This is a genomic window from Indolivaga alginatilytica, assembly GCF_003201355.1.
Classification (GTDB): domain Bacteria; phylum Bacteroidota; class Bacteroidia; order Bacteroidales; family Dysgonomonadaceae; genus Dysgonomonas_A; species Dysgonomonas_A alginatilytica.
Window position 1 is genome coordinate 1 of the sequence record NZ_QICL01000003.1, and the last position, 25,278, is coordinate 25,278.

Genomic DNA, 25,278 nt, shown 5'->3' on the forward strand with positions numbered 1-25,278 from the left:
TTTATCAGTTTAAGCTCTTTCTTCTTGGGAATCATAACTGAAAAATAATGGGGATTATTCTTTTAAGTTAATGATTTTCAAGAGATTGAGCAAATAATCAATCGCTTATTTTATTGATTATAAACATTTTAACTAAACAAATCAGCGGAAAAGTTCAACTACTGATTCGCATTACTAATGAGTTTGATCTCTCAGCCAAAGAAATTACAGATGCTTACAGGTGTAGATGGGATATCGAAGTATTTTTCCGCTTCATAAAACAGGAACTCAATGGGAGTCATTTGGTTTCACTAAATAAGAATGGAATAGAAGTCATGCTATATATGACTTTGATTGTTGCGATGCTTATATTGATATACAAGCATGCCAATAATATTGGTTATAAAACTGCTAAGGGAAGATTCACCATGGAAATCAGAAACCTGATAATTTCAATGATTGTGATCGAATATGGTGGTGACCCCTCAATATTCTTCAGAACTTAGAAAACAAAAAGTGGTCGGAAGAAATTCCGACCACTACTGTATTTGGTGGTCTGCTTATTTACTTTAATTCAACTAAAGAAATATTATTTAGTTGAATTTTTATATTTTTCCAGTTCTTTCTGAACACGGGCTAGTTCAGCTTCAAGTTTCTTGTTTTTTGCAGTTTCCGTATTTAGATCTTTGGTAACTATTTTAATAACCTTTTCATGCACTTTACTTAAATCCTCACAAAGCTTTATATACTTTGCATCTCCAGTTATTGTAATTGTATTGTTTATGGCTCCATTTAAATTAAAGCTATCAAGTGCATTATCTCCAACAGTTAGAGTATTATTTTCTAAAACATACTTTTGTACCATATCATCGGGTTGAACTTTTTTGAAAAATTCAACAGGAAGATTAAATATATTAGCTACCTGCATAAGGATTTTATCATCTACTATTTCCTGTTGTTCAAGATTATAGACAGCCTTCTGATTGGTATTTAATAACATGGCCAGTTCTTCCTGATTTTTATCGAAAAATACCCTTGCCCTTCTGATATTTCTTCCGTGATGTGGCTTTTTCTCTTTTCTTTTTGCTGTATCTATGTCCATATCGCTGCTTTTTTAGTTCAAATCCGGTTCTTACTTACAAATTACTATAAAAATAGTATATTTTTTCTCAACGGTAATTGTTAATACTTCAAATTTAATAAAATATCTGATATGCTTGTCTCAAAAAGAAGCATAATCATCTGATGAACAGGTAATATTTGAAAATGAATAATTAAATGGATTGCAGTTTTTTAGTTATCATTTAAAAAATGAATGCGATTCGCAGATGTAATCAAATGAAAACAAGTGAAATGTAAAGACATATATTTATTTTATAGGAAAAGTAAGATAAATTTCGATATGATTTAAAAATATATCATATGGATTATAAAATAATAAACAAGGACACACTTTCTTACATACATGGTAAAATTGCCGAGATTCATAAGCAGGTAACAAAGGAAGTACTATCTACTGCAAAAATGCCCAAAATGCTGGATAATTATGATGTTTGCAAAATACTGGGTATATCGTTAAGAACCCTCCAATATTACAGAGATAAGGATTTACTTGCATTTACCATGTTTCACGGCAAATGTCTGTATAAAGAGGAAGATGTACTGAAGTTTGTTGAAGAACACAAAGGCAAGGTTGCAAAAACTAAAAAGAAATAATTTATGGAAGCTATTGATAAAAATTCGACTGAAATAACATCTATTCTACAGATGGTGGATGAAATATAAAAAGCTTATTTATATTATAAGGAATTCAGCAAACCTCTATTAAACGGGGAACAATTTCTGGATAATAAAGAGCTGAGTGATCTTCTGCATATCAGCCAACGCTCTCTACAGGACTACAGGGATCACGGGAAGATACCCTTTTATAAACTGGAAGGGAAGATACTCTATAAGCAATCCGATATACTCAAATTTCTTGCGGATAATTACTATGATAGTTGGAAGGAGGAGAAATAAAGGAAATAAAATAATTGAATTATTAAGAAGTGAACGTTCTTTGACATAATGTATTCAATTAAATCATACCCGAAACTTTAATAAGTCTCAGATATGATTTTAATTGGTTAAACTTAAGCATTCACTGCAAACTTCTTTCTCAGGGATTCCATCTGATTTTTTAATGTACTGTCAAGTACTCTGGCATATATCGCAGTTGTCCTTGTACTGGTGTGTCCCAGCATCTTGGCGATGGATTCGATAGATATATTATTGGCCAGTGCAAGACAGGCAAAGGTATGACGTGCAATGTGTGTCGAAAGATTCTTGTCAATATTGCAAATTGAAGCTATTTCCTTGAGGTATTCATTCATCTTCTGATTGGACGGTACAGGAAAGACCTTATTATAAATTTCACATTCAGGATTTGACCTATATTTTTCTATCAGTTTCAACGGTATATCCATCAGTGGAATATTACACATAATATCTGTCTTTACCCTGGTTTTCCTGATCCAGTAAGCTCCTTCATTATCCCGGAATATATGGTGCTGTTTAAGTCCCTGTACATCGGAGAAGGCTAACCCTGTAAACGAGCAAAAGACGAATATATCTTTTATCAGCATAAGCCTGGGATTCTCAAAGTCTTTCTCAATAATTCTGGTTAATTCCTCTTCCACAAGAAAATCACGGTTTGTTTTTTCCTGCCTTAATTTTACACCAGTGAAAGGAGCTGATTCCATCCACCTGTTTGCGGCCGCATAATTGGTAATCTTCTTCAGATTCTTAATGTATTTAACTGTCGTATTTTGAGCACAACTTTTTTCTGTCTTCAGAAAGTGTTCGAATTCTACGATAAATGCTGTATTGATACTGTTAAAGGGGATATCGCTTATCTTATAAGAGGCTTTCATAAATTCTTGCAGATAAGTTACGGTTCGTTCATAACGCTGAACAACCTTTTCCACATAATCTTTTCCGATAAGCTCCCTGCACCTTTTGTTATGCTCATTGAAAACTTCCAGTAGCATTTTGGGTGGTATATATTCTCCATAGAACCTTTTTTTAATGATTTCTGCGGTAATAGGCTTATTGTCCTGTTCAAGCTCCCTGTGGATACGCAGCACCTTAGTCTTGACCGACAACAGGTAATGGTTCAGTTCTTCGCCGCTTTTATCTTTAGCTTTACAACATTCTTTTTTAGCATCCCACTTATTAACCGGAACACTCCGTTTAATCTGGACTTCCGCACGCTTTTTGTTTACGGTAATTCTAAGGCAAATAGGGGCTTCACGGTTTTTAAGCAGTTTGGTTTTCTTGATAAAGAAAAGCACTGAAAAATAATTTCGATCCAACATAATTTTTGAATTTTAGAACGGTTAAAATTAAACATTCAATTTCAAAAATAAGCTATGCAAAAATCTGTGAATCAACGAAATGTAGACAATAAGGTGGACTAAAAAAATACTTAAAAACAAAGTCCACCTTTTTTGACGTAAATCTATGCGTTATTTCGCATAAATGTGTGAATTTTATAAAAAAGAAAACTCCCGATAATGTTTGATTATCAGGAGTTTGCAGTTGTTTTCTTCGATTTTTTGTGATCCCGCTGGGGCTCGAACCCAGGACCCCATCATTAAAAGTGATGTGCTCTACCAACTGAGCTACGGAATCTACCTATTGGCTTTTCTTTCAAAGCGAGTGCAAAGGTAGTATAATAAATTATATATCCAATAGCGTATTGAAAATATTTCGGAGAAAGATTCTTTTGCTATTCATAGATAGCCTGTCTTTACAAGCGGCGAGGAGATCTTCCACCTCCTCCCGGAGGACCAAATCTTGGACCAGAATCATTATTGTTCATATCCGTCATCTTTGCACCACCTTTGAATATCTGAAAACGGTAAATGAAACTTACCATGAAGTAGCTTTCTAAAACATTGGTTATCGTTTCACTATTTGACTGGGTTTGGAGTGATTGAGATATGTTCGTTTTTTGATGTAGAATATCATAGATGCTAAATTTGATTGTGCCATTTTTTGCTCTAAATACCTGCTTTGACATAGATGCATTCCACAGCCATTCATTAAGTTCAAATCCTTGGGTCGTTCCTGCATTTGCTGAATAGTTCAGATCTGTGTCCACTATAAGATTATAGGGTAAATACCATGTTGTATTAAAACTACCTCCATAATTGTAAATTGCTTGATTCAGATTACTATTTAGGCTATTATTACTAGTGGTATATCTGATGTTACCTCTAATTCCAAAATCGAAGAGTTCGGATCGGTATTGCAGCCCTAAACTTTCTGCTAGATTAAGAATGTTAGCAGTGTTTTTTAATGAATCGATATATCCATTACTTCGGGTATAATTTCCGAATGTCATCGAGTTGACAGAGAATTTTTTATTTCTCAGGGGACGATTCATTATCAATCTTAAATTTGTACTCCAATTACCGTTTATGTTATCAAAAGTACTCTCTTGTCTGCCTCCTTCGAATGAATAAGTTCTGGAAACAATGTCATTCGATGCAAAATCGAATCCCCCGAATACCATAATGGCACTAGCTTTCTCCGGGTTAAATTTTTGATAACGTATTCTGAATCGATTGCTGAATGTTGGTTTTAAGTTAGGATTACCATAGGTTATCCTTAGCGGGTTGGATTCATCTCTTACACTCGATAGTTGGGTAGTTGTTGGTTGAGTGGTTGTTCCCGAGTAATCGATACGTAGATTATGTCGTTTATCCCATAGATAATTGAATTGAGCTACGGGAGCATAATTAAGTACATTGTTTGAGATTGTGTCATTCTTATTAGGTGTGATAATCCAGTTGTCCGTCTTAGAGGGTTGGAGCATTACCCCGACAGTATAATTATATTTAGCTCTAACCGATTTGAAGTTGAGGCTTATCTCCTGATTTATAAAGATATTTTTCAAATCTTTTGTTGCAGTAGTATCAATAATTGTATAATTACCCAAACCATCGTTTCGGTATGTGTTTTGATCTGCTACCGAATAGTTTTTTCTAAAGCTGTAATTAAACTGAATGAAGTTATTTTTTCCGATAGGTTCTACATACGATAAATAGGCTCTCCAATTATATCCCTGATTATCCTGATTGGTACGTATATCGATAAGTGAGAGTGAATCTCGACCGGAATTCAATCTCATTGTTTTTTTAGACCAGCTTTCTATATCGTTGTCTAAATCGTTAAACCCTCCTGATATGCTGAAGCTAAGAACTCTTCCTTTTTTTCCTAACTTACGGCTTACTTCTAATCTTGCATTTGCCGATCGGCTTTCGCCTTCTGAGAAGTAGGTCGAATTACCCCAGTTCAAGCTATCATTAACGTTCTCATACGTAGTAAGAAAGTCGCTTATACTCGAAGTCTTGTTTTTGCCATATTGCAAACTGGGAGAAAAAATTACCTTAGTTAACGAATCCGGAGTCCATTCGAAACGAAGATCTGCGCCTGCATTGTCACTATTATTGATTCCTTTGCTATCTGTATTCTGAAATTGATTACCCTTAGGGGCATTGGTGATGAATTGCACACGGCTATTTGTTCTTAGATCATTCTCAGTCGTTCCAACACGGGTGTTACCTCCCCATTTTAGTTTGTCGGAGGGAGTCATCGAAAAGTTAAATCCTCCTGTTGTCGATTCTGTAATACCGTTTCCTCCACCAAAATTCATACCTCCGGTTCGTAGCCCTCTGAACGAGTTACCGGCATTATCTGTAAAACCTTCATTATTGGTATTATTCGATCCGCCCATCAATGTAAACTGATTATCGTTGCGCATATAGTTGGCTATACCACTAACGCCATATCTATCATCACTACCCAATCCACTGGTTGCACTTCCGTACATACCCTGTTTCATGTTTTTCTTTATAGTTAAATTGATAACTGTTTCGTCTTCGCCGTCATCAAAGCCTGTCATTTGCGACATGTCCGATTTTCGGTCGAGTACTTGCAGTTTATCCACCATTGCGGCAGGAAGGTTCTTGGATGCAACTTTAGGGTCGCTGGTGAAGAATTCTTTTCCGTCAACTAATATTTTTTTGATTTCTTTTCCATTGATTGTTATTTTTCCTTCAGAATCGACTTCTGCTCCCGGCATCTTTTTTAGTAAATCCTCCACCACTGCACTGGGTTGTACTTTATACGAATCGGCATTGTACTCTATTGTATCGCCTTTTATTGCAATTTCAGCGGCTTTTGCTGTCACAACTGCTTCACTAAGCATAATCCCGTCAGCGCTTAAAAATATGTTATCCATCACAACAGACTTTTTGCTTGCATCCACGTTTATAAAGGATTCTTTATATCCCAGATACGATACATTTATAATGTATTTACCCGGACTTACAGTGACGAGAAATTTACCTGCATCGTCCGTTGCTAATCCTTTAACGTAAGTACTGTCTTTTTCTCGTAATATTCGTATGCCAGCCTGTTCAATTGGATCATTATCCGCTTTATCTAAAACAGTTCCTGTGATTCGTATATTATTTTGGGCAGTAAGAGGCAAAAGAGAGCAGATTACCATGGCAAATGCAAGCAGTATTTTTTTCATTGATTAAAAAGGCATTATTGTTGAATGATTAATATCATCAGACCAAGATTTTATTAAAAGGTTTAATCGGAAATCTTCTTTTTTTTATATTTTTTTGTAGAAACTTCGCAATCTCTCCGGATTTACGAATTATTAAATTTTTAGAATCCGTTAAAAATTATTTATTAGCTAAATTTGAATTTTAAATGAAAACTGCTTTGTTTTAAAATTGCAGGTTTAATTCGAATGGATAGTTGAGCTTTTTATCTATCAGTAAATAGCTGTAAGTCAATAGTTATTGGTCTGAAAAAAAGTAACAGTTGGACTGGCCCCTGCCCGAATCGGAAAGCAGTAAGCAAGGAGGAAATAAAACCGCGGAATAAGTGTCACTTTTGTTACCTTTGTAACTTTCTAGATGTTTATTTGCTGAAATACAGATGTTTATAGGGGTCTCAAAGGTGACACTTATTAGCTGTTTATCGGTTCTTTTGTTACTTAATTGTTTGTGTTTTGTTACTTAATGAGTTTTTATAATAGAACTTTTCAACTCTTGATTGGAACAATAAAAGAATATATATGAAAAAAATGATTGGAGGTGCGATGTTGATTGCATTGTGCTTTTCCTGCTCCCGACAACAATATGTTGTTACAAGTCTGCAAGCTCAGCGATATCCGATTGTGGCGGCAGACTATCCTCAAAGTGATAATGAAGTGGAAGCCCTTGTTGATAAATACAAAGTAAAGCTTGACAATGAGATGAATCAGGTGATAGGGATTTCCACACAAGATATGACTTATGCCCGCCCCGAGAGTTTGTTGACAAACCTTACATCGGATGTGATGGAGGCTTACGGAGGGAAGTATATGAATGGAGCATGCGACTTAGCATGTATGAATGTCCATGGGCATCGAGCTAATCTGGCTAAAGGTAATATAACGGTAGGTAATATTTTTGAAATATATTCATTTGAGAATACGCTTGTTTTGATAAAACTCAAAGGAAATGATTTATTGGATGCGTTTGAATCTTATGCAAAAATGGGAGGTGCAGGAATATCATCGACCGTAAAGCTAATTATTAAAGACGGAAAGTTAGTATCTGCTACGGTAAAAGGTCAGCCTGTGGATAAGAATAAGGTGTATACAATTATTACCCTTGATTATTTGGCAGACGGTAATGATGGTCTGGAAGCTTTCAAGAACTCTCTGGAGGTTATAGAACCGGGAATAACACTGCGTGATGCTATGATGCAATATGTAAAAGATCAAACAGCGGATGGCAAACAAATATCGTCGGTATTAGACGGAAGGATAACTGTAGAGAAGTAAGGTCACTGACCTTTTTGTTGTTTTGATAAGCATAGTCAACAAGGTTTGTTTGACTTTAAAAAAGAAAATATTTATAATGAGACTAAAAAATATATTATTGTTTACTCTGCTCTGTGTAGGATTGATGGTAAACGCCCAAAAAAAGATTGTAATCTTGGGAACAAACGATACTCATAGCCGTATAGAGCCGTTACCCGATAGTGACAAGAGTTATGGCGGTATGGGCGGTGTTGTAGCACGTGAAGCTTTTATCTCAGAAATGAGAAAACAAAACCCGAATGTGTTACTGTTTGATGCGGGTGATTTTGTACAAGGCACGCCCTATTTTAATATTTTTCATGGAAGGGTGGAAACTCAAGCGATGAATCTGATGAAATACGATGCCGGAACTTTGGGTAATCATGAATTTGATTATGGATTGGATACGTTAAAAATGATCGTTGAAAGGCTCGACTTTCCTATTCTTAACTGCAACTACGATTTTTCTAAAACAGTTCTTAAAGATGATATAAAGCCTTATGTTGTTTTGAATAGATTTGGATTAAGGATCGGTGTATTAGGGGTTGGTGTAGATCCTGAAGGGCTTGTGCAAAAGAATAAGTACGAAGGGATGGAGTTTAAACCTGTTATAAGCAGTGTGAATTTTTATGCTAAAATACTCAAAGAGTCAAAGCAGTGTGATTTGATTATCTGTTTATCGCACGTAGGTTATAATTCAGATATACAATTGGCTGAGCAATCGAAGAATGTGGATATCATTATAGGCGGTCATTCTCATACCTATATGGAAACACCTGACATGCGTAAAAATCTGGATGGAAAAGAAGTCATGATTTTTCAAACAGGGAAAAATGGGGCGTATGTGAATAAAATAGAGGTAGAGCTGGATAAAATTAAAAAATAACGGGAAAGGGGATCATTTTTAAGGTCTCAAATCTTTTTATTGCTTTGGTAAGCAAAACAACAACTGATAATTATGATTCTGAAATACGACATTAAATATTTTCTGTTACTTAATTTGATTGCATGTATGTTTCTTTCTGTTTTTTCGTGTTTCCCGAAAGATCAGATAGAACCTTTAATGATGAAAAATGCGGATAAACTGAAAATGCGGCAATGGGTTGATTCTGTTTATAACCATATGTCATTGGATGAGCGTATAGGTCAATTGATAATTATACATGTGAATGGAGATAACGGTGCTGCTAATCGTCAGAAGTTAGTCGGATTAGTTAGAGACCAGTATGCGGGAGGAGTGTTATTCTCTAAAGGTACTCCCCAAAATCAGGCTGTACTGACCAATCTGGCTCAGGAGAATGCCCGTGTACCGTTGATGATTACCTTCGATGGGGAATGGGGGTTGTCGATGCGCTTGGATAATACTCCCCGTTTTCCTAAAAATATGATGTTGGGAGCTATTAAAAACGATTCCCTTATTTACTATTATGGCAGGGAGATGGCTCGTCAATGCCGATTGATGGGTATACAGGTTAATTTTGCCCCTGATATAGATGTGAATAGTAATCCTTCTAATCCCGTGATCGGTATACGCTCCTTTGGGGAAGATCCGAATCGTGTGGCTGCCCTTGGTATTGCTTATGCCCGTGGTTTGGAAGACGGCGAAGTATTGCCTGTAGCAAAACATTTTCCGGGGCATGGTGATACGTCTACAGATTCTCATAAAACGTTGCCTCTTATAAATCACGATAAAGACCGCCTCGAGAGTGTGGAGCTGGTACCTTTTAAAAAGTATATAGATGCAGGTTTGGCAAGTATAATGACCGGTCATCTTAATATTCCTGCCTGGGATAATAGTGGAGCTCCGAGTTCTTTATCCAAACCGATTGTAACAGATTTGTTACAAACAGAATTGGGTTTTAGCGGACTTATCTTTACAGACGGGCTTGCAATGAAAGGTGTATCCGTTGAAAAAGATATGAGTGTGAGGGCTATTCTGGCCGGTAACGATTTATTGTTAGGGCCATTAAACGCAAAAAAACAGTTTGAGGCTTTGAAGCTTGCTGTAGAAAGTGGAGTATTAAGTGATTCAATAATAAATGTTCGTTGTCGTAAAATACTGGAATATAAGTACCTCTTAGGTTTAAGTAAAGGTGTGAAACCTATTGATGTAGATAATCTGTCTCAACGAATAAATACATCCTCTGCTGAATGGCTTTGCCGAAAATTAAATGAAGAAGCAATCACTTTGTTGAAAAATGAAGATAAGATGGTTCCTTTAAAGTCTTTGGATAAGAAGAAAATAGCAGCAGTTTCTTTGGGTGCATCTCGTAATAATCCCTTCCATACTACTTTAAAGTTATATGGTGATATTACTTGCTTTAATGTAATGAGTATTGCCGAACTGAAAAAGCTGCAACCGGAATTAAGTGGCTATAATACTGTATTGGTTTCTGTTCATTCTAACAGAATCTTTTCCAGTAATGATATACAGAGTTTGGTTGAAGGAAAACAAAGCGTTATTACCTTCTTTACCTCGCCTTATAGTATGGCTCGATTTAATTCCGTCATAAAAAGTACCGATGCTGTTGTTCTGGGATATGAAAATACGCCCTTTGCGCAGGAATATGCGGCTCAAGCTATTTTCGGAGGAAATAACATCTCGGGAAAGCTTCCTGTGACAGTAAGAGGCTTGTATGCGATAGGGGATGGAATAGAAACTGCAAAAACACGACTGGGGTATAATCTCCCCGAAGAGGTGGGTATAAAATCGTCTGACCTTGATAAAATACAGGAGATTGTGAAGGATGGAATTGCTCAACAAGCTTTCCCGGGTTGTCAGGTTTTGATTGCAAAAGATGGGGTTGTTATTTATAATCAATCATTCGGTTCGTTCGAATATAATGGGTTTCAGGAGGTCACGAATGAGGATATTTATGATCTTGCTTCCATGTCTAAAGCCTCAGCTACCGTTCCTGCTATAATGAAACTGTATGATGAAAAAAAGATCACTCTGCAGTCTCCATTGAGTAAATCCGTATCACAATTAAGAAATACGGATAAGGAGAATCTAACGATAAGACAGGCTCTGTTCCATGAAACAGGATTGCCCTCTTTTATTCAGTATTACATGCCTGCGATTGATCCCGATAGTTATTCGGGTAGACTTATTAGTTATAAACAAGAAGTCTCTTATCCCGCATTAATTGATAACGGAGCATGGGCGAGAACTGATTTCAAATATAAATCGAATTTGATATCCGAAGTTTCGAAGCCCGGCTTTTCAAAGAGAGTTTCTGAAAATTTATATATAAGCGACACTTATCAGGATACAATCCTTTATCGTATAGCCGAAAGTAAATTGAGAGCAAATAAATCGTATCTTTACAGCTGTTTGAATTTTATGTTGCTTAAAGAGGTTGTGGAGCAAGTGAGCGATACAGATTTAAGTACATTCTTGCAGAATAATTTTTATCAGAAATTGGGTGCTGCAACAACTATGTATAATCCCCTTACAAAGTTTGAGAAAAACAGGATTGTTCCTACCGAGCAGGATGATTTTCTGAGGAAGCAATTATTGCAAGGTTATGTGCACGATGAAGGAGCAGCGTTTTTAGGCGGTGTGTCGGGAAATGCAGGACTATTTTCAAATGCCAATGATCTGGCTAAGCTTTATCAAATGTGGCTTAATTTGGGCACCTATGGAGGCGAAAGATATTTAAGTAAAGAAACAACACGTTTGTTTACTACAACTAAAAGTCCGAACAGTAGGAGAGGGCTCGGATTCGATAAACCCGACCCCCGTAATAACAGATCAAGCCCAACAGCTCCCCAAACCCCTGTGAGTGTATATGGGCATACGGGTTTTACAGGTACTTGTTTCTGGGTCGATCCCGACAATAATATGATCTATATCTTCTTGTCTAACAGGGTGAATCCCTCTCGTACACACAAGAAGTTGTCCAGCTTGAATATCCGTCCGCGAATACAGTCGGTTATATATAATGCGATAAATAAAGAAAAAAAATAGGCATCCGCTTGCAGATATAGAAAATTGTTATACCTTTGCAATCGCAAAACGGTTAAGGTGCCATAGCTCAGTTGGTAGAGCAAAGGACTGAAAATCCTTGTGTCCCTAGTTCGATTCTTGGTGGCACCACTTTAAAAAGTTTTAGATTAAAGAGTTACATGAAAATGTAGCTCTTTTTTTATTCCCTTAAAGCTATGTTTAGATGGTGATTTACATAGGTTGTGTAAACCAGTGTGTAAACCATGAGTATAACTATTGATGTGATATGCTACACTTCAAAGGTATTGAAAAACAATGAGTATCCTTTAATGCTAAGATTGACTAAGGATAGGCAGAGGAAGTATAAAAGTATTGGTGTGTCAACCAAATTTGAAGATTGGGATTTTAATAAAAATCAACCTAAACCTAACACTCCAAATAGAGATTTGATATTAGAACTTTCAGCCAAACTAATAGGACAGTATAGAAAGTTGGTATTGGAGTTTAAAGCAGAAGATAAAGATTATACCTTATCTACTTTATTAGAGAGAGTTAATAAGCCTATAAAGAATATTCCAGTAGGAGATTACTTCTTAAAGTATATATCTTCTCTAAAAGTTCAAAAGAGGAGTGGATATGCAGCTTCTATACTACAAGTATATAACTCACTTATCAAATATAATAAGCATCTGAATATATATTTTTCAGATATTGATGTTGCATGGCTTAGAAATTATGAATCATGGTTAAGAGAGGGAGGCTTAAAAGAAAATACTATAGGTATTAGATTTAGGACTTTGAGAGCTATATATAACTCAGCTCTGGAAGAAGGAATAGTTAAAGCTGAATATTATCCATTTAAAGCCTATAAAGTATCTAAACTACATCAAAAGACTGCTAAAAGAGCATTGAAAAAAGAGGATATATACAAGATAATATACTATGATACTGCAAATAGAGAGGGTTATACCCTATTAGCTATAGAGCTATTTACCTATTCTTATGTCATGGGAGGTATTAACTTTGTTGATATGGCTTATCTAACAAAAGATAATATAATTGGTAATCAATTAATTTACTCAAGAAGAAAAACTAAGAAGTTAATCAAAATGCCTATCCATCAGGTAGCTATAGAATTGCATCAAAAATATAATGAAAGTAAATATATCTTTCCTATTTTATCTGATTACCATATAACTGAGCAGCAAAGAATCAATAGAGTTCATAAGGTGATAACTAAGGTTAACAGAGAATTAAAAGCTATTGGAGAAGAATTGAATATACCAATCAGCTTAACAACTTACGTTGCAAGACACTCATTTGCTACTGTTTTAAAGAGGTCTGGTGTATCTACTTCTATCATTAGTGAGTCATTAGGTCATAGTAATGAAAAAGTTACTCAGACCTACTTAGATAGCTTTGAGAATAGTCAAATTAATGAAGCTATGAAGAATTTATTATAAGATTTAATACATAATCTATTGAATTAATAACTATTCTTTCATTAGATTATGTATTTTTACTAAAAGAAAAACTTGAAACTATGCTAGGAAAATTATTTGAACAACTTCCAATTAACGAAGTGTATAAAGATTTATTTAAGCCAAGTATGAAAAAAGCTGGAGAAGCTTTGGCTGTAGTAATGGATAGTGCTACTTTAATATTACTACCCTTAAGACTATTGAATGAAAGATCTAAAGTTTATTTTCAGAAGAATATAGAAAAATACTCTGAAAAAATAAATGCAGTAGAAGGTTTAACTTTAACAGAAGTTCCTCAACATATAGGTCTTCCTATAATAGAAAAATTGACATATCTAAATCAAGAGGATTTATCTAATGCATTTATAAATTTACTAGCTAAGGCTTCATTTGAAGAAACTTTAATTTTCATACATCCTGCATATCTAGATATCTTAAATAGAATATCTACAGATGAGGCAATAATCCTTTCTGAAATTAAAGATTGTATTCCATATATAAATATTGCAGTTAGAAAAAATCCCAAAGAAGGAAATGGCTCAGATGCATTAATTAATTCTCTTTTAGAAAAAGCTAAATTTATAGAGAATGGTCATGCTAAAGATTCTATTTTAGTTAAACAACTAACAGGAATAGAAGTAGATTTTAATTTAAATTATCCCAATAATATAAATATATACCTAGAAAATCTTAAATTAAATGGATTACTAGACTCTAAAGATTCATATGATAAAAATAGGATTCTTACTTATCAAAATTTAGAGGAAAAATATAAAAATGTAATAGATGAAGCTCATTCTGTAATTAATGAAGTATTCACTGAAGACCTTGAATATAAAACTGAAATTATAATTCAATATGGATATTTACAACTTACAGAACTAGGTAAAGGATTCTTAAATATGTGCATAAAAGACATTAATGAGAAGTGAGATATAACTTCATAATTATCTACAATAATTGAATCTTCATAAAATACAAAAAATGAGTAAATACTATAATCTTCATCTAAAAGATAATCTTCAAATTTATAAAAAACAATTAACTAGCTGTGATTTTAATGATTTTCATGATGAGTTAAATTTTTTCTATGATAGAATACAGAGTGAACCTATATTAAAAGAAATCATCAACAATATTATTATAAAGTATCCAATAAATAATATGACTCTTAATAATTGGTTAAGGGAATTAAGTTACAATAATGTAAAATATAAAGACAGAGAGCACAAGCTATCTTATTTAATTCATACACTGGAGCATTACTATAAATCAGAATATACCCCAACTTGGGATGACTCATTTGGCACACAACCTCTTGAGTGCAATCTGAATTTTTTGAATAGAATAATATATCCTATAATCAACTACGTTGATGAATCTCTTGATAATATTAGCTATATACTATATATCTTAGAAAAATATAAGTTAAGAACAGAGTGGTTTACTAAAGATTCTTTAAGGGATAAATATAAGAATACCCTTAACAGACAGTATGAACAAGTCTTAGAAGATGATATTAGATTGTATTTATTTGACCAAGGAATAAATTATCCTTTCTCTACTCCTAAATCAGCTTCTGGAAGAGCAGATGTTATTAGTTTAGTTGATACAGAAGACCCTCTGGTGATGGAAATTAAAATCTATGATTCAGAGAAAGGATATAAGAAAGATAGAATAATTAGTGGCTTTACTCAGATAGTGAAGTATGCTAATGACTATCATAAGAATATAGGTTATTTAGTAGTTTTCAATCTTGATCAAGTTGAGATAGAAATTGAGAATATAGAACCTGATAATAAACTCCCTAATAGAATTATATTTAATGGTAAGACCTATTATATAATTATTGTCAATCTGAATTATGATGCAACAGCTAGCAACTTGAAGAAATTAAATAAGGTTACTATATCATATGATGAATTGACTTCATAAATAAAGTAAAATCTCTCAAGAGCATATCAACTGGCAACTTGTTATTTACTACTGCTGTAGACCTAAAATTTTAGAGGTGTAAAAACAACTTAGAGGTGGTAGGAATACTACATCTTCTCAATTTAACAATTAGAAGCATGCTACTCTTCTCTAGTTCTAAAAAAGATAGGTCAATAATCTCATTATGAGCATATTACCCTTTAACTATATTTAGTTAAATTATACTAAATACAGAAAAATAGTTGGCTAAAAATTAGGAAATCTCAATAATTTAACCTACCTTTGTATCTATAAATCAAGAGAATAAGATTCCATTCTCACATAATCCATATACATCATATTTTTATATCAACCTTATTGACTAAGAGTCAATAGGACTTCTTGTTGTTTAACTATAATACTTTCCATATGTGAAGCATTAGTAATAAGTCTCCTCCAAGAGAAAGATAAGAGTAGTATTTCATTCTAGTTTCATGCTTTTTTTGTGTCTGAAATACCAATCTCTATAATAGAATCAATTAAAACAAAAAAAGTATATCAATTAAACTGCTCATTAACAGCAGAATTATTTAATAATTAATATAAATATGAAGAATACTATTAAAATTAAAGCTCCAGAGTGAGCTAGTTACTTAGGAGAGTTTATGACAGAGCTACCTGTCAATTGCTTGTTTAATAAAGGAGTGACAGGATGTGGGGGAACTGAACTAGCATTGAAAAATGATAAGCATACTATTGTTGCTATGCCTTTCATTTCTTTGGTAAATAATAAAGCTGAGAAGGAGGAACATAAAGGAGAAGTGCTAGCTATATATGGAGATACCCCAACTCATGAAATTGAGGAATATATAAGAGTTCATAAGGTCTGAAAGATTGCAGTAGTCTATGACTCATTACCCAAAGTAATTAAAATCTTCCAAGATTTAGGAATAAACCCTTATCAAAAATGTTTCCTCTTAGTAGATGAATACCATGTACTATTTGCTCAATATGTATTTAGGAATAAGTCTGTTAAAAGATTATTAGAATTAGCTCCTAACTTCAAGGAAGTAACTTATATGACAGCAACCCCCATAGAAGAAGAATTTATGCTAGTGGAGTTAAAAGAACTTCCTATCCTAGAGGTTATTTGGTCTAACAGGAGAAAAGTTACAGTTGTAAGACAACCTGTATCTTCCCCTCAAAGATATGTTTCTGAACTAATAACTAAAAAATTAGAAGATAAGAGTTTTGGTAATCTTCATTTCTTTGTAAATAGTGTGAAGGTTATCAGCAATATATTGAAAAGAACTAATATAAATTCAGTAGATGTCAAGGTTGTTTGTGCTGATAATCCATATAATGACAGAAAATTAGGAGCTTATAAGATAAAGAAACCATCAGATAAAGCCTGTAAAATAAATTTTTATACATCTACTTGCTTTGAGGGATGTGACATTTTTGATAAAGAAGGTAAAACCTATGTAGTTAGTGAGGGGAGAAATCCCAATACATTATATGATATATCTACCTTGTTTATTCAAATTATAGGGAGGATAAGAGATTCTAAATATGGGAATGAGGTATATCATATCCACTCAAGCAGTAGCTATGCAGGAGATGTATCTTATGATGAGTTTAAGGGTATAGCAGATAGAGAATATAGAGTATCAGCTTCTTGTATCAATGAATATAACTCAGAACCTGTACATCTAAAAAAAATGAGAGTTGAGAAATGGAGTAAAGAGCATTTTGAGAACAGATTTATTTATGTAAATGAGGAATATACCTTTGAGCTAGATAGAAATCTGCTCAATAAGAGCTTGTTAGACTATAAGCTAAAGTCAGAAGTATACAACAAAAGTACCTATTTGATTCAGAGTTATAAAGAGAATGGATTAAATGTAAGAAGCTCTGAATATATCAAATACTCTGATAAATTAAAAGCTAATACTTCAACAAAAGGCAACTTTAAAGAAGCAATAGAGGAATACTATCTTTTGGCAACCTCCCAAAACTGAGGTAATAATACTGAGAGAATGCAGATAATCAAAGGTAGATATAGTTTTATCAATGATGCTTATTATCAACTTGGTATTGATGGAATTAGAGAATTAGCTTATAATACAACTCTTATAAAAAGAGAATTAGTAAAGATTTCTGATAGACCTTTAGTAAAGAAGATTATTGAGCTATTAATTAAGAAGATAGGTTATCAAAATCCAGTTGATAGAGATGCCAGCAAAAAATATCTCAGAGAAGTATATCAGATATTAGGTATCAATAGAGGTGCAACAGCATCTAAACTTAAAGACTATTTTATCATCAAAGAATCCTCAAAACAAAGAGATGGTAAAACCATTATACAGATTGAATTAATTAAAGAAAAAACAAATTTAAAGTAAATAATTATGAATATGAAAGAAGAAAATATAACTGAGAGAAAAGAAAATATGAGTATAATAAAATCAAAAAATACAGATAAAATTATGAAAAACCAATCAAAATTCAAATGAACACTTATTAAGTATGATGAAGCCGTTCAATCTGGGCAGACATCAATAGTACAATTTATAGATAAAGAATATCCTCTTATTAGTAGTGTATATATTAATGTGGGGATGGATAGGGTAAGAGAACTTAATTATAACAAGAGGAGAATCAATAATGAATTGTTTACTACATACCAAGAAGTAATCAAGGAATTAGTTCTTAGAATTGTACATAAGACTAGAAAATACCCTATTAAATATATAAAGATGATACTAAAGGTCATATACTTAAAATTAGATATAGATAAGAAAGCTAAATCAACAGACCTTAATCTTCTATTCCAAACTAGTCCTTGCTATATAAATAAGAATGGAAAAATAGTAAGAGGTATTATCATATGGTAGTAATCTTAATTAAATAGATAATAGCACATTTACAATATATAATAATATAAAGTAAGTGTGCTATCTTTGTATTATAACCATTAACTCAATATGATATGGGAATTATTGAAGAAGTACCTTTGTTTCCTCAAGAAAAAATTAAGGAAGAGAAAGCCTTAAAAGATTGGTCTGATATAATATTTGAAGTCTCAGTCCCTCTATTTGGAGATATAGATGATGGTAGATCAACTATCAGAGAGGCTACAATCAAGACAGGTAAGTATTATATTGATGCTGCTAAAGCAGTTCCAAGAATTGAAGTAAAGAGTACCAATAAAGAAGCTGTTATATATCTTAAATCTAATGAGAAAAGATTATCAGAGATATTGGATTGTATACCTTATGGTCTTATTAATAAACAACTGACAGGTATAGGTGCTACTTATTTAGAAATGCACTCAAGTAGAAATTCAATCATAGTAACTCCTACAAGGACTTTGGCTTATAATAAATCCCTAAAAGAGCCTGATAAGTATTTATATGTAGGTACTAAACTTAATGGTAAGACAACATCAGATAAGGAAATACAAGATTATTTAGATAGGAATATCAAGCCTAAGAAAATATTGGTAGTAGCTGATAGTCTTTATAAGGTTATCAGAACTATAACTAATACAGGAATAGATATTTATAGAGAATATTTCTTAATGGTTGATGAGATTGATACCTTACAATCAGATAATCATTTCAGACCTCAGTTATCTAATGTTGTAGATTATTATTTTAAATTCAGACAAGATAATAGAGCTTTAGTATCTGCTACTATCAAAGGATTCTCCCACCCTAAACTGATAGAAGAACCCTATATAACAATAACTTGTCAATCACCTTTAAGAAGAAAAATAAATTTATTACATACCAATAACATCAATCAATTACTATCAGATGAGATAAAAAGAATAACAAAGAAATATCCTAATGGTAAGATACTTATTGCTTACAACTCTGTTCAGAATGCTTTAAAAACAATCAACTTATTACTCCCAGAACTTCCAAGGGAAAATTTTGGAATTTTATGTAGTGATGCAAGCACAGATGAAGTAGGAAATTATAAATCTGTTATTGAGAATGATAGATTAACTCATAAAATAAACTTTATGACTTGTGCTTTCTTTGCTGGGATAGATATTGAAGATAAGTGCCATCTAATAGCAGTTTCAAATGTTAGCAAAGGATATTCTTTATTATCAATCAACAAGATGACTCAAATTTATGGAAGATGTAGGAATGGAATAATAAGTGATACAATCATATACAACTCTAATAAAAAATCATTCAGATATATCAATAACTATAAAGATAAATTAAAATATAAAGCTCAGAAAGTTATTGATCTTTTAGAGTCTGCTGACAAACTGAAAGAGGGAGATAATGACCTAACAGATTTATTCAGCAGAATAGAGAAGGTTATTATTGAGAAAGCTGATGAAAGATTTTTCTTTGATACTCCCATAAAATTAATCAGAAAGAATATTGATAAGAAAAGGGAAATATCCTATTTCAATATTGATGCTCTATATGAACAAATGGAGGTTTATTCCTCTCTATACTCAACAAAAGATGCACTAAAAGAACAATTGATTAAAGCTAATCATGAAGTGATATTCAATGAAATATCCTTTGATGTAGAAGAGCTGCAAACCAATGAATATGATAGTAGAGATATTATTCTGAATAAAGTTCAACTGTGTAAAGATAAGGTGCTTGAGATGAAAAGAAATAATACCTTAACTGATGATCTGTTAAACTATGAGATCAGACACACCAAAAGAAAAGAAGCTGACTATTATAAGAGAATAAAGGCTCATTACCAATATATTGACATTAACTATTTAGCAGATAAACTTTATGATATTTCCTTAGAGAATAAGAAATCATATAGAGGGGTTAAGAATGCACTATCTTTTTGGATATTAGATGATAATCATTCTTTTAAGATGCAAATATCAGAGGCTTTTAAAGACCATTCTAAAAAGTATTCTTCTCAAGAAATAGCAGAAATACTGAAACCAATAATCAAATATCATTTCTTTAAAACTTTAAACCAAAGCAGGCTAGTAGGACTATTTAAAATTTTCTTTGATTGGACTTATACACAAGGAAAATACCTTATTAAAGGGACTAATCCTTTAGCAGTACCAGAGCCAATAAAAAAAATATCTGCTAAAGAGGAAATTTTATATAACTATTTTGAGATATAATAATAGACTAGATATTTATTCCTTACTTTTGTCACTAAAGTATCAAGATATGAAGTCTATAGAACCTAAAAAGAATCTATTAGTTTTTACATGCCCTCATTGTAAAACAGTATCCACACATGAATGGGGAGAGTATAAATACCAAGAAGATGTAAATTTATCTCTTGGCGGTTTGGATTTTTTCAGCAAACAAGAACATAAGAAAGTAGAAATCTCAAATCTATTTTTTTCAAGGTGTGCTACATGTTATCAAAAAACAGTTTGGATTAATGATAAGATGGTTTATCCCAATATAGCAGCACCAGAACCAAACTCTGAAATGCCTCAGTCTGTATTAGAACTTTATAAAGAAGCAGAAAGCATATATATTAATTCTCCAAGAGGAGCTGCTGCCTTACTAAGATTATCAATTCAAATCTTATGTAAAGATTTAGGTGAATCAGGTAAGAACATTAATAATGACATAGCTAATCTTGTTAAGAAAGGTCTTCCTGAGATTGTACAACAATCATTAGATATAGTTAGAGTAACAGGAAATGATGCTGTTCATCCTGGATTAATTGATACTGATAACCAAGAAACTGTTACTAAACTCTTTGAGTTAATCAATATTATAATTGAATATATGATAGCTTTACCTAAAAAAGTTAGTGGCTTATATTCCTCATTACCATCAGATAAAGTTCAAGCAATCAATGATAGAGATGGTAAATGACTAATACTAGAATTAGAATTTTATATAAGCTAACAGAAAAATTAATAATCTGTTAGCTTTTTATTTATGTAACCTTTCATAAGAGTATATACCACCATATCCTTTTGACAATATATTGAACTCGCCACTGCTTAAGACAATAAAATATACATAACTATTTTATCTACTTCAAGAGTTATACTTATCTTTATAAATGACTTTATTAAAATTAAATATAGAATGGATTATACAGTAGAAGATATAGACATACAAAAAGATATTGAAAGATTAGGATTAACTCAACCTAGTGGACTTTCATTTCTTCCAGAAAATTTAAAAACAGCAAGTACTGATAAAGATTTCATTTTTACAGATAATTTTGTAGAACTCAACAAAATATTTAAAGAGAATGAAATAGATTTTGATATACTAGGAGGTGATAATAATCTTTATAGGACAAGAAAAAGTAATCAGATTTATCTACCAGCTATACTTTTTAGTCTTGCTACAGTCTTAGAGAATTCTGCATTAATAACTATTTCATTGAATCTTATTTCTAACTATATATTTGATTTATGTAAAGGTAGTTTACATAAGAAAACTGTAAATGTTGATTTTTACATTGAAACAAAAGAAAAAGGAAAAACAAAGAAGATAAGTTATAAAGGAGATTCTGAAGGATTTGCTAAGTTGGAGAAAATAATAAAGGCAATGAAATGAAAAACTTTAAGATTAATCCCAATGTGATATTAGAAGAGTTTAATAAAGTAGCTAAACTTGCTCAAAGAAAGGCTTTTATTACAGTTGATACTGAACTGCAAAAAGAAGAAATAGAAACTATACAAAAATATAGAATCCAACTAGTAGAAAAAAAAGAAATATATAAAGTAGAAAAATTAGAAAATGAAGCTAATCTTATTTACTGTCTTGAGAATTCTTTATTAGCTTTAGAACATGAGTTAATGATGCTAGTTAATATTAAAGAGGGTAGGATGAATGAAGCTTGGGATAATCTGGTTGATGCACAAGTAACATATGGAACAGTTCTAAAAAATAGTTTCTTTTCTATTGAATCAGAGGAAGGATATCTTAAGAGACTAGAAGCTTATGAAAGATTACTTTTCCCTCCAATGATATTCACTAGTGTTGGTGGAATTATAAGAGAGAGTCTTTGCTCTTTATGTAATGATGACTATAACAAATGTAATCATATTAAAGGTAAAATCTATAATGGAGAATGTTGCACAAGAATAATTTCAAGAATGGAAATAGAAGAAGTTTCTTTTGTTGATGTACCTGCAAATAAACATTGTAGAGCAATAACTACAAAATCTAATGGTAAGACTATAGATGTTTTAACCTTGAAAGAAGTTGATAATTGAGAAGGATTAAAGCTCAAACTAATTCAAGCCTTGTATTCAAGAATCCATAAAATAATTTAATAGAATGTGTTAGCCGATGAGATAACCACAACTTAACTCCCCCCTGCCATTGGAAATTGGGTTAATACCCCCTATGTTTAATTATTAAATAACAATATTGATATGGAAAATTTAAAATTCTTACAAACTTGGTCTGTAAAAGACTTCAAGAACAATCAGCAAGTGCAGGAGATTGAGATTAAAAAGAATGAATCAACAGGTAAATGTTTCTTTACTTATGGATTTGAAACAGGTGCTTGTTCCAAAAGAGTAGCAACAGGAGAAGTAACTCTACCTGTTATATCTCAAGTATGTGTACCTATGACAGGAGAGATGTTCTTCCTGTTACATCAAAAGGGAGAAACAGGAGGAGCTACAACACTAGCTAAACTTTAATAAGATATTTTACTTTAACAGCTAAAGGTAAGGAGTTTAATTATTCCTTACCTTTTTTTTACAGCCTCTAAGAACTTAAAAAATAACAAAATGAACTTAAGACAGTCACAAAGGATGCAAGCTAAAATTAAGCTTGCTATAGAAGGATGCTCTGGTAGTGGTAAGACCTATTCAAGTCTACTACTAGCCAGTGGTATAACAAGTTGGAATAAAATAGCAATCATTGATTCTGAGAATGGTAGTGCTGATTTATATGCACACTTGGGTAACTATAATGTATTGACATTACAAACTCCATTCACTCCTGAGAAGTATATACAAGCTATTGAAGTATGTGAAAAAGCAGGAATGGAAGTCATTATTATTGATAGTATTTCTCATTGTTGGGAGTATCTATTAGAGTATCATTCAGGGCTTCAAGGGAACAGCTTTACCAATTGGGGAAAGATAACACCAAGACAGAACTCTTTTATTCAAAAGGTCTTGAGCAGTAATAGTCATATCATTTGTACCATGAGAACCAAACAGGATTATGTCCTGACTGAAAAGAATGGTAAGATGATACCAGAGAAAGTTGGTCTTAAAGCAGTCATGAGAGATGGAGTAGATTATGAATTTACCATAGTCTTTGATATTGATATAAAACACAATGCTGTTGCCAATAAGGATAGGACAGGTATGTTTGTTGGTAAACCAGAGTTTTTAATATCATCTGATATTGGAAAAAGAATACTCCAATGGTGTAACAGTGGTGCTGATATAAATACTGTTATATTGGCTTTGAAAAATGCTCAAACAGAAGAAGAACTCTATTCTATCTATCATCAATATCCAGAATGGAGAGAACAATTAACTCCTGCTCTAATGAACAGAAAACTAACCCTTCAATCCCAAGAAAAACAATCAATTATTTCAAACCCTTCAAACATATTGAATTATGGAAACAATGCAGCTATTACCAGTTAAAACCAATGCTATACTACCAGTAAGCAGGAATAATAATTTAGGTTATACTCCAAATATTATTGATATTACCCCACTTGTTGAAAGACCATTAGAGAAGGGCAAGGCTAAGCATTTCATTGAATCTAATACTCAAGAAGTAGATATATTCCATCTGAAAAATGAATGTGTTGTACCTGTCTTTTCTAAAGATAATGAACTAACAATCAGCCATCCTAATTTTATTGAAACAGTTTGGGAAGCATCTAATAAATTCTTTCCCAATGAAAGATTCTTAGAGCCTGATATAAGAGTATCTCATGTAATCAAAGGAAGAATACCAGAAGCAATACATAAGCCTGTCAATCAGCTTTTAGATAGGGATAAGACCATTTATTATGAAAGAATGGCATTCTGTTTTGAAATACCATCTATTCATGAAGATATTGAGGGTAACAGGCTAAACTTAACTATTGGAGGAGTAAGAGCTTATAACCATGAGAATTTATATAGCAAGAAAGGAGTTGAAAAATTTAAAGTCTTTATAGGGTTTAAGAATTTGGTCTGCTGTAACCTATGTGTTTCAACAGATGGTTATAAAGAAGAGATCAAAGTAATGAGTATTCAAGAGTTGTTTAAGGCTGTAATTACTCTCTTTCAGCAGTATAATGTAGCAAGACATTTGCATCTGATGAGTAGCTTTAAAGATTCTTATCTAACAGAACATCAGTTTGCCCAATTGATAGGTAAATCAAAGTTGTATAACTGCTTACCCAATCCAATAAAGAAATCTTTACCCTCCTTTGATTTTGGAGATAATCACATCAATGCAGTAGCCAAAGCTTATTACAATGATGAGAATTTCAAAATAGAAGAGGGTGCTAATGCTATTAACTTATGGAGAGTATATAATCTTTTCACTACTGCCAACAAAAACAGCTATGTTGATAATCTACTTGATAGGTCATTGAATGCTACTGATTTGACAGCCGGAATTAGCAAAGCTCTTCATGGAGATAATGAGTATAAATGGTTTATTGAGTAGCTATGCAACAGGAGAGGCTTATACCCCTCTTTCTATTCTCCTCTTTGTTAAAGATCAGATGTCAATAACTACATTTTTTGTCTCTGAAATTGGATTTTCTATATAAAGAATGATTGATACAAAAAATGTAGTTCAACTATCTTCCTTATATTTGAAACAGTAATACATATCAAGCTATAAAATATAGCCCATGCCAATGTTTTGGTTCTAACTTCTTTTGAGGTAGATGATTTGAATCTCAATAAAAATGAATATTTTTGTTGGATAAACAAGATCAATTTACTTATGAAGAATTAGAAAGGATTAAAACATAATTAATATAGTGCATTTGCATTATTACTTGAGTAATCAGAAAATCACCACTTTTCAATATTATATCACTCATAAAGTAATAAGTAGATGCCCATG

22 protein-coding genes and 2 tRNA genes are annotated in these 25,278 nt (G+C 32.5%); 20 read left to right on the top strand and 4 right to left on the bottom strand.

All coding sequences use genetic code 11. The features are described 5' to 3' along the window. Positions 1-113 precede the first annotated feature (113 nt). The gene (locus CLV62_RS22330) at positions 114-485 is read left to right on the top strand and encodes a transposase (RefSeq protein WP_221409213.1); all 372 of its coding nucleotides are present in this window, start codon (positions 114-116) and stop codon (positions 483-485) included. Between the two features lie 83 nt (positions 486-568). Here the strand turns inward: CLV62_RS22330 and CLV62_RS03935 are convergent, their stop codons facing one another. Beyond that, a complete protein-coding gene (locus tag CLV62_RS03935; protein WP_110309499.1) occupies positions 569-1,081 on the bottom strand; it encodes a helix-turn-helix domain-containing protein in 513 nt (170 codons plus the stop codon). Between the two features lie 320 nt (positions 1,082-1,401). On the opposite strand from CLV62_RS03935, the gene CLV62_RS03940 reads away from it, so the two are divergent. Beyond that, a complete protein-coding gene (locus tag CLV62_RS03940) occupies positions 1,402-1,695 on the top strand; it encodes a helix-turn-helix domain-containing protein (protein WP_110309500.1) in 294 nt (97 codons plus the stop codon). Between the two features lie 126 nt (positions 1,696-1,821). Next, positions 1,822-1,998 (top strand): helix-turn-helix domain-containing protein, encoded by a 177-nt coding sequence (locus CLV62_RS03945; RefSeq protein WP_110309698.1) that lies wholly within the window; start codon positions 1,822-1,824, stop codon positions 1,996-1,998. A gap of 113 nt (positions 1,999-2,111) precedes the next feature. On the opposite strand, the gene CLV62_RS03950 is transcribed toward CLV62_RS03945, so the two are convergent. The 3 genes from CLV62_RS03950 to CLV62_RS03960 all read right to left on the bottom strand — a co-directional run bounded on the left by CLV62_RS03950 (position 2,112) and on the right by CLV62_RS03960 (position 6,565). Next, complete coding sequence (locus CLV62_RS03950; protein WP_110309501.1) at positions 2,112-3,338, bottom strand: site-specific integrase; 1,227 nt, start codon at positions 3,336-3,338, stop codon at positions 2,112-2,114. Between the two features lie 240 nt (positions 3,339-3,578). Beyond that, positions 3,579-3,651 (bottom strand) — tRNA-Lys (locus CLV62_RS03955). A gap of 118 nt (positions 3,652-3,769) precedes the next feature. Beyond that, positions 3,770-6,565 (bottom strand): TonB-dependent receptor, encoded by a 2,796-nt coding sequence (locus CLV62_RS03960; protein WP_110309502.1) that lies wholly within the window; start codon positions 6,563-6,565, stop codon positions 3,770-3,772. Between the two features lie 555 nt (positions 6,566-7,120). Between CLV62_RS03960 and CLV62_RS03965 the strand changes: the two genes are divergently transcribed. The 17 genes from CLV62_RS03965 (at position 7,121) to CLV62_RS04045 (ending at position 24,870) form a co-directional block, all read left to right on the top strand. Next, positions 7,121-7,873 (top strand): 5'-nucleotidase C-terminal domain-containing protein, encoded by a 753-nt coding sequence (locus CLV62_RS03965; protein ID WP_110309503.1) that lies wholly within the window; start codon positions 7,121-7,123, stop codon positions 7,871-7,873. Positions 7,874-7,949: 76 nt separating this feature from the next. After that, complete coding sequence (locus CLV62_RS03970) at positions 7,950-8,777, top strand: bifunctional metallophosphatase/5'-nucleotidase (RefSeq protein WP_110309504.1); 828 nt, start codon at positions 7,950-7,952, stop codon at positions 8,775-8,777. Between the two features lie 126 nt (positions 8,778-8,903). Beyond that, positions 8,904-11,861: a glycoside hydrolase family 3 N-terminal domain-containing protein gene (locus CLV62_RS03975; protein WP_110309699.1), complete on the top strand. Its 2,958-nt coding sequence runs from the start codon at positions 8,904-8,906 to the stop codon at positions 11,859-11,861. A 56-nt stretch (positions 11,862-11,917) separates the two neighbouring features. Further along, positions 11,918-11,990: transfer RNA gene (locus CLV62_RS03980), tRNA-Phe, on the top strand. Between the two features lie 113 nt (positions 11,991-12,103). Beyond that, positions 12,104-13,303: a site-specific integrase gene (locus CLV62_RS03985; protein WP_110309505.1), complete on the top strand. Its 1,200-nt coding sequence runs from the start codon at positions 12,104-12,106 to the stop codon at positions 13,301-13,303. Between the two features lie 80 nt (positions 13,304-13,383). Then, positions 13,384-14,253 carry an Abi-alpha family protein gene (locus tag CLV62_RS03990; RefSeq protein WP_110309506.1) on the top strand — a complete coding sequence of 290 codons (870 nt, stop codon included), beginning with the start codon at positions 13,384-13,386 and terminating at the stop codon, positions 14,251-14,253. 52 nt (positions 14,254-14,305) lie between these two features. Next, complete coding sequence (locus CLV62_RS03995; RefSeq protein WP_110309507.1) at positions 14,306-15,256, top strand: hypothetical protein; 951 nt, start codon at positions 14,306-14,308, stop codon at positions 15,254-15,256. Positions 15,257-15,900: 644 nt separating this feature from the next. Next, positions 15,901-16,125 carry a hypothetical protein gene (locus tag CLV62_RS21870; protein ID WP_185144244.1) on the top strand — a complete coding sequence of 75 codons (225 nt, stop codon included), beginning with the start codon at positions 15,901-15,903 and terminating at the stop codon, positions 16,123-16,125. A 189-nt stretch (positions 16,126-16,314) separates the two neighbouring features. Continuing rightward, positions 16,315-17,256, top strand: a complete 942-nt coding sequence (locus CLV62_RS21875; RefSeq protein ID WP_185144245.1) for a hypothetical protein — start codon at positions 16,315-16,317, stop codon at positions 17,254-17,256. A gap of 18 nt (positions 17,257-17,274) precedes the next feature. Continuing rightward, positions 17,275-17,640 carry a hypothetical protein gene (locus tag CLV62_RS04005; RefSeq protein WP_110309508.1) on the top strand — a complete coding sequence of 122 codons (366 nt, stop codon included), beginning with the start codon at positions 17,275-17,277 and terminating at the stop codon, positions 17,638-17,640. A 587-nt stretch (positions 17,641-18,227) separates the two neighbouring features. Beyond that, complete coding sequence (locus CLV62_RS04015) at positions 18,228-20,372, top strand: DEAD/DEAH box helicase (RefSeq protein WP_110309510.1); 2,145 nt, start codon at positions 18,228-18,230, stop codon at positions 20,370-20,372. Positions 20,373-20,421: 49 nt separating this feature from the next. Further along, positions 20,422-21,087 carry a DUF4145 domain-containing protein gene (locus CLV62_RS04020; protein ID WP_110309700.1) on the top strand — a complete coding sequence of 222 codons (666 nt, stop codon included), beginning with the start codon at positions 20,422-20,424 and terminating at the stop codon, positions 21,085-21,087. 219 nt (positions 21,088-21,306) lie between these two features. After that, positions 21,307-21,786 (top strand): hypothetical protein, encoded by a 480-nt coding sequence (locus CLV62_RS04025; RefSeq protein ID WP_110309511.1) that lies wholly within the window; start codon positions 21,307-21,309, stop codon positions 21,784-21,786. After that, positions 21,783-22,448: a hypothetical protein gene (locus CLV62_RS04030; RefSeq protein WP_110309512.1), complete on the top strand. Its 666-nt coding sequence runs from the start codon at positions 21,783-21,785 to the stop codon at positions 22,446-22,448. Before CLV62_RS04025 ends, CLV62_RS04030 begins: the two co-directional genes overlap by 4 nt. 162 nt (positions 22,449-22,610) lie before the next feature. Next, positions 22,611-22,883, top strand: a complete 273-nt coding sequence (locus CLV62_RS04035) for a hypothetical protein (protein ID WP_110309513.1) — start codon at positions 22,611-22,613, stop codon at positions 22,881-22,883. A 90-nt stretch (positions 22,884-22,973) separates the two neighbouring features. Then, positions 22,974-23,849, top strand: a complete 876-nt coding sequence (locus CLV62_RS04040) for an AAA family ATPase (RefSeq protein WP_110309514.1) — start codon at positions 22,974-22,976, stop codon at positions 23,847-23,849. Beyond that, positions 23,821-24,870 (top strand): DUF3871 family protein, encoded by a 1,050-nt coding sequence (locus CLV62_RS04045; RefSeq protein ID WP_110309515.1) that lies wholly within the window; start codon positions 23,821-23,823, stop codon positions 24,868-24,870. The genes CLV62_RS04040 and CLV62_RS04045 overlap by 29 nt, the downstream gene beginning before the upstream one ends. Positions 24,871-25,278 lie beyond the last annotated feature (408 nt).

Coding starts and splice junctions, on each gene's coding strand:
- CLV62_RS03935 (WP_110309499.1), bottom strand. CDS start 1,081: ATGGACATAGATACAGCAAAAAGAAAAGAGAAAAAGCCACATCACGGA.
- CLV62_RS03940 (WP_110309500.1), top strand. CDS start 1,402: ATGGATTATAAAATAATAAACAAGGACACACTTTCTTACATACATGGT.
- CLV62_RS03960 (WP_110309502.1), bottom strand. CDS start 6,565: ATGAAAAAAATACTGCTTGCATTTGCCATGGTAATCTGCTCTCTTTTG.
- CLV62_RS03965 (WP_110309503.1), top strand. CDS start 7,121: ATGAAAAAAATGATTGGAGGTGCGATGTTGATTGCATTGTGCTTTTCC.
- CLV62_RS03970 (WP_110309504.1), top strand. CDS start 7,950: ATGAGACTAAAAAATATATTATTGTTTACTCTGCTCTGTGTAGGATTG.
- CLV62_RS03975 (WP_110309699.1), top strand. CDS start 8,904: ATGTTTCTTTCTGTTTTTTCGTGTTTCCCGAAAGATCAGATAGAACCT.
- CLV62_RS03985 (WP_110309505.1), top strand. CDS start 12,104: ATGAGTATAACTATTGATGTGATATGCTACACTTCAAAGGTATTGAAA.
- CLV62_RS03990 (WP_110309506.1), top strand. CDS start 13,384: ATGCTAGGAAAATTATTTGAACAACTTCCAATTAACGAAGTGTATAAA.
- CLV62_RS03995 (WP_110309507.1), top strand. CDS start 14,306: ATGAGTAAATACTATAATCTTCATCTAAAAGATAATCTTCAAATTTAT.
- CLV62_RS21870 (WP_185144244.1), top strand. CDS start 15,901: ATGACAGAGCTACCTGTCAATTGCTTGTTTAATAAAGGAGTGACAGGA.
- CLV62_RS21875 (WP_185144245.1), top strand. CDS start 16,315: ATGACAGCAACCCCCATAGAAGAAGAATTTATGCTAGTGGAGTTAAAA.
- CLV62_RS04005 (WP_110309508.1), top strand. CDS start 17,275: ATGCAGATAATCAAAGGTAGATATAGTTTTATCAATGATGCTTATTAT.
- CLV62_RS04015 (WP_110309510.1), top strand. CDS start 18,228: ATGGGAATTATTGAAGAAGTACCTTTGTTTCCTCAAGAAAAAATTAAG.
- CLV62_RS04020 (WP_110309700.1), top strand. CDS start 20,422: ATGAAGTCTATAGAACCTAAAAAGAATCTATTAGTTTTTACATGCCCT.
- CLV62_RS04025 (WP_110309511.1), top strand. CDS start 21,307: ATGGATTATACAGTAGAAGATATAGACATACAAAAAGATATTGAAAGA.
- CLV62_RS04030 (WP_110309512.1), top strand. CDS start 21,783: ATGAAAAACTTTAAGATTAATCCCAATGTGATATTAGAAGAGTTTAAT.
- CLV62_RS04035 (WP_110309513.1), top strand. CDS start 22,611: ATGGAAAATTTAAAATTCTTACAAACTTGGTCTGTAAAAGACTTCAAG.
- CLV62_RS04040 (WP_110309514.1), top strand. CDS start 22,974: ATGAACTTAAGACAGTCACAAAGGATGCAAGCTAAAATTAAGCTTGCT.
- CLV62_RS04045 (WP_110309515.1), top strand. CDS start 23,821: ATGGAAACAATGCAGCTATTACCAGTTAAAACCAATGCTATACTACCA.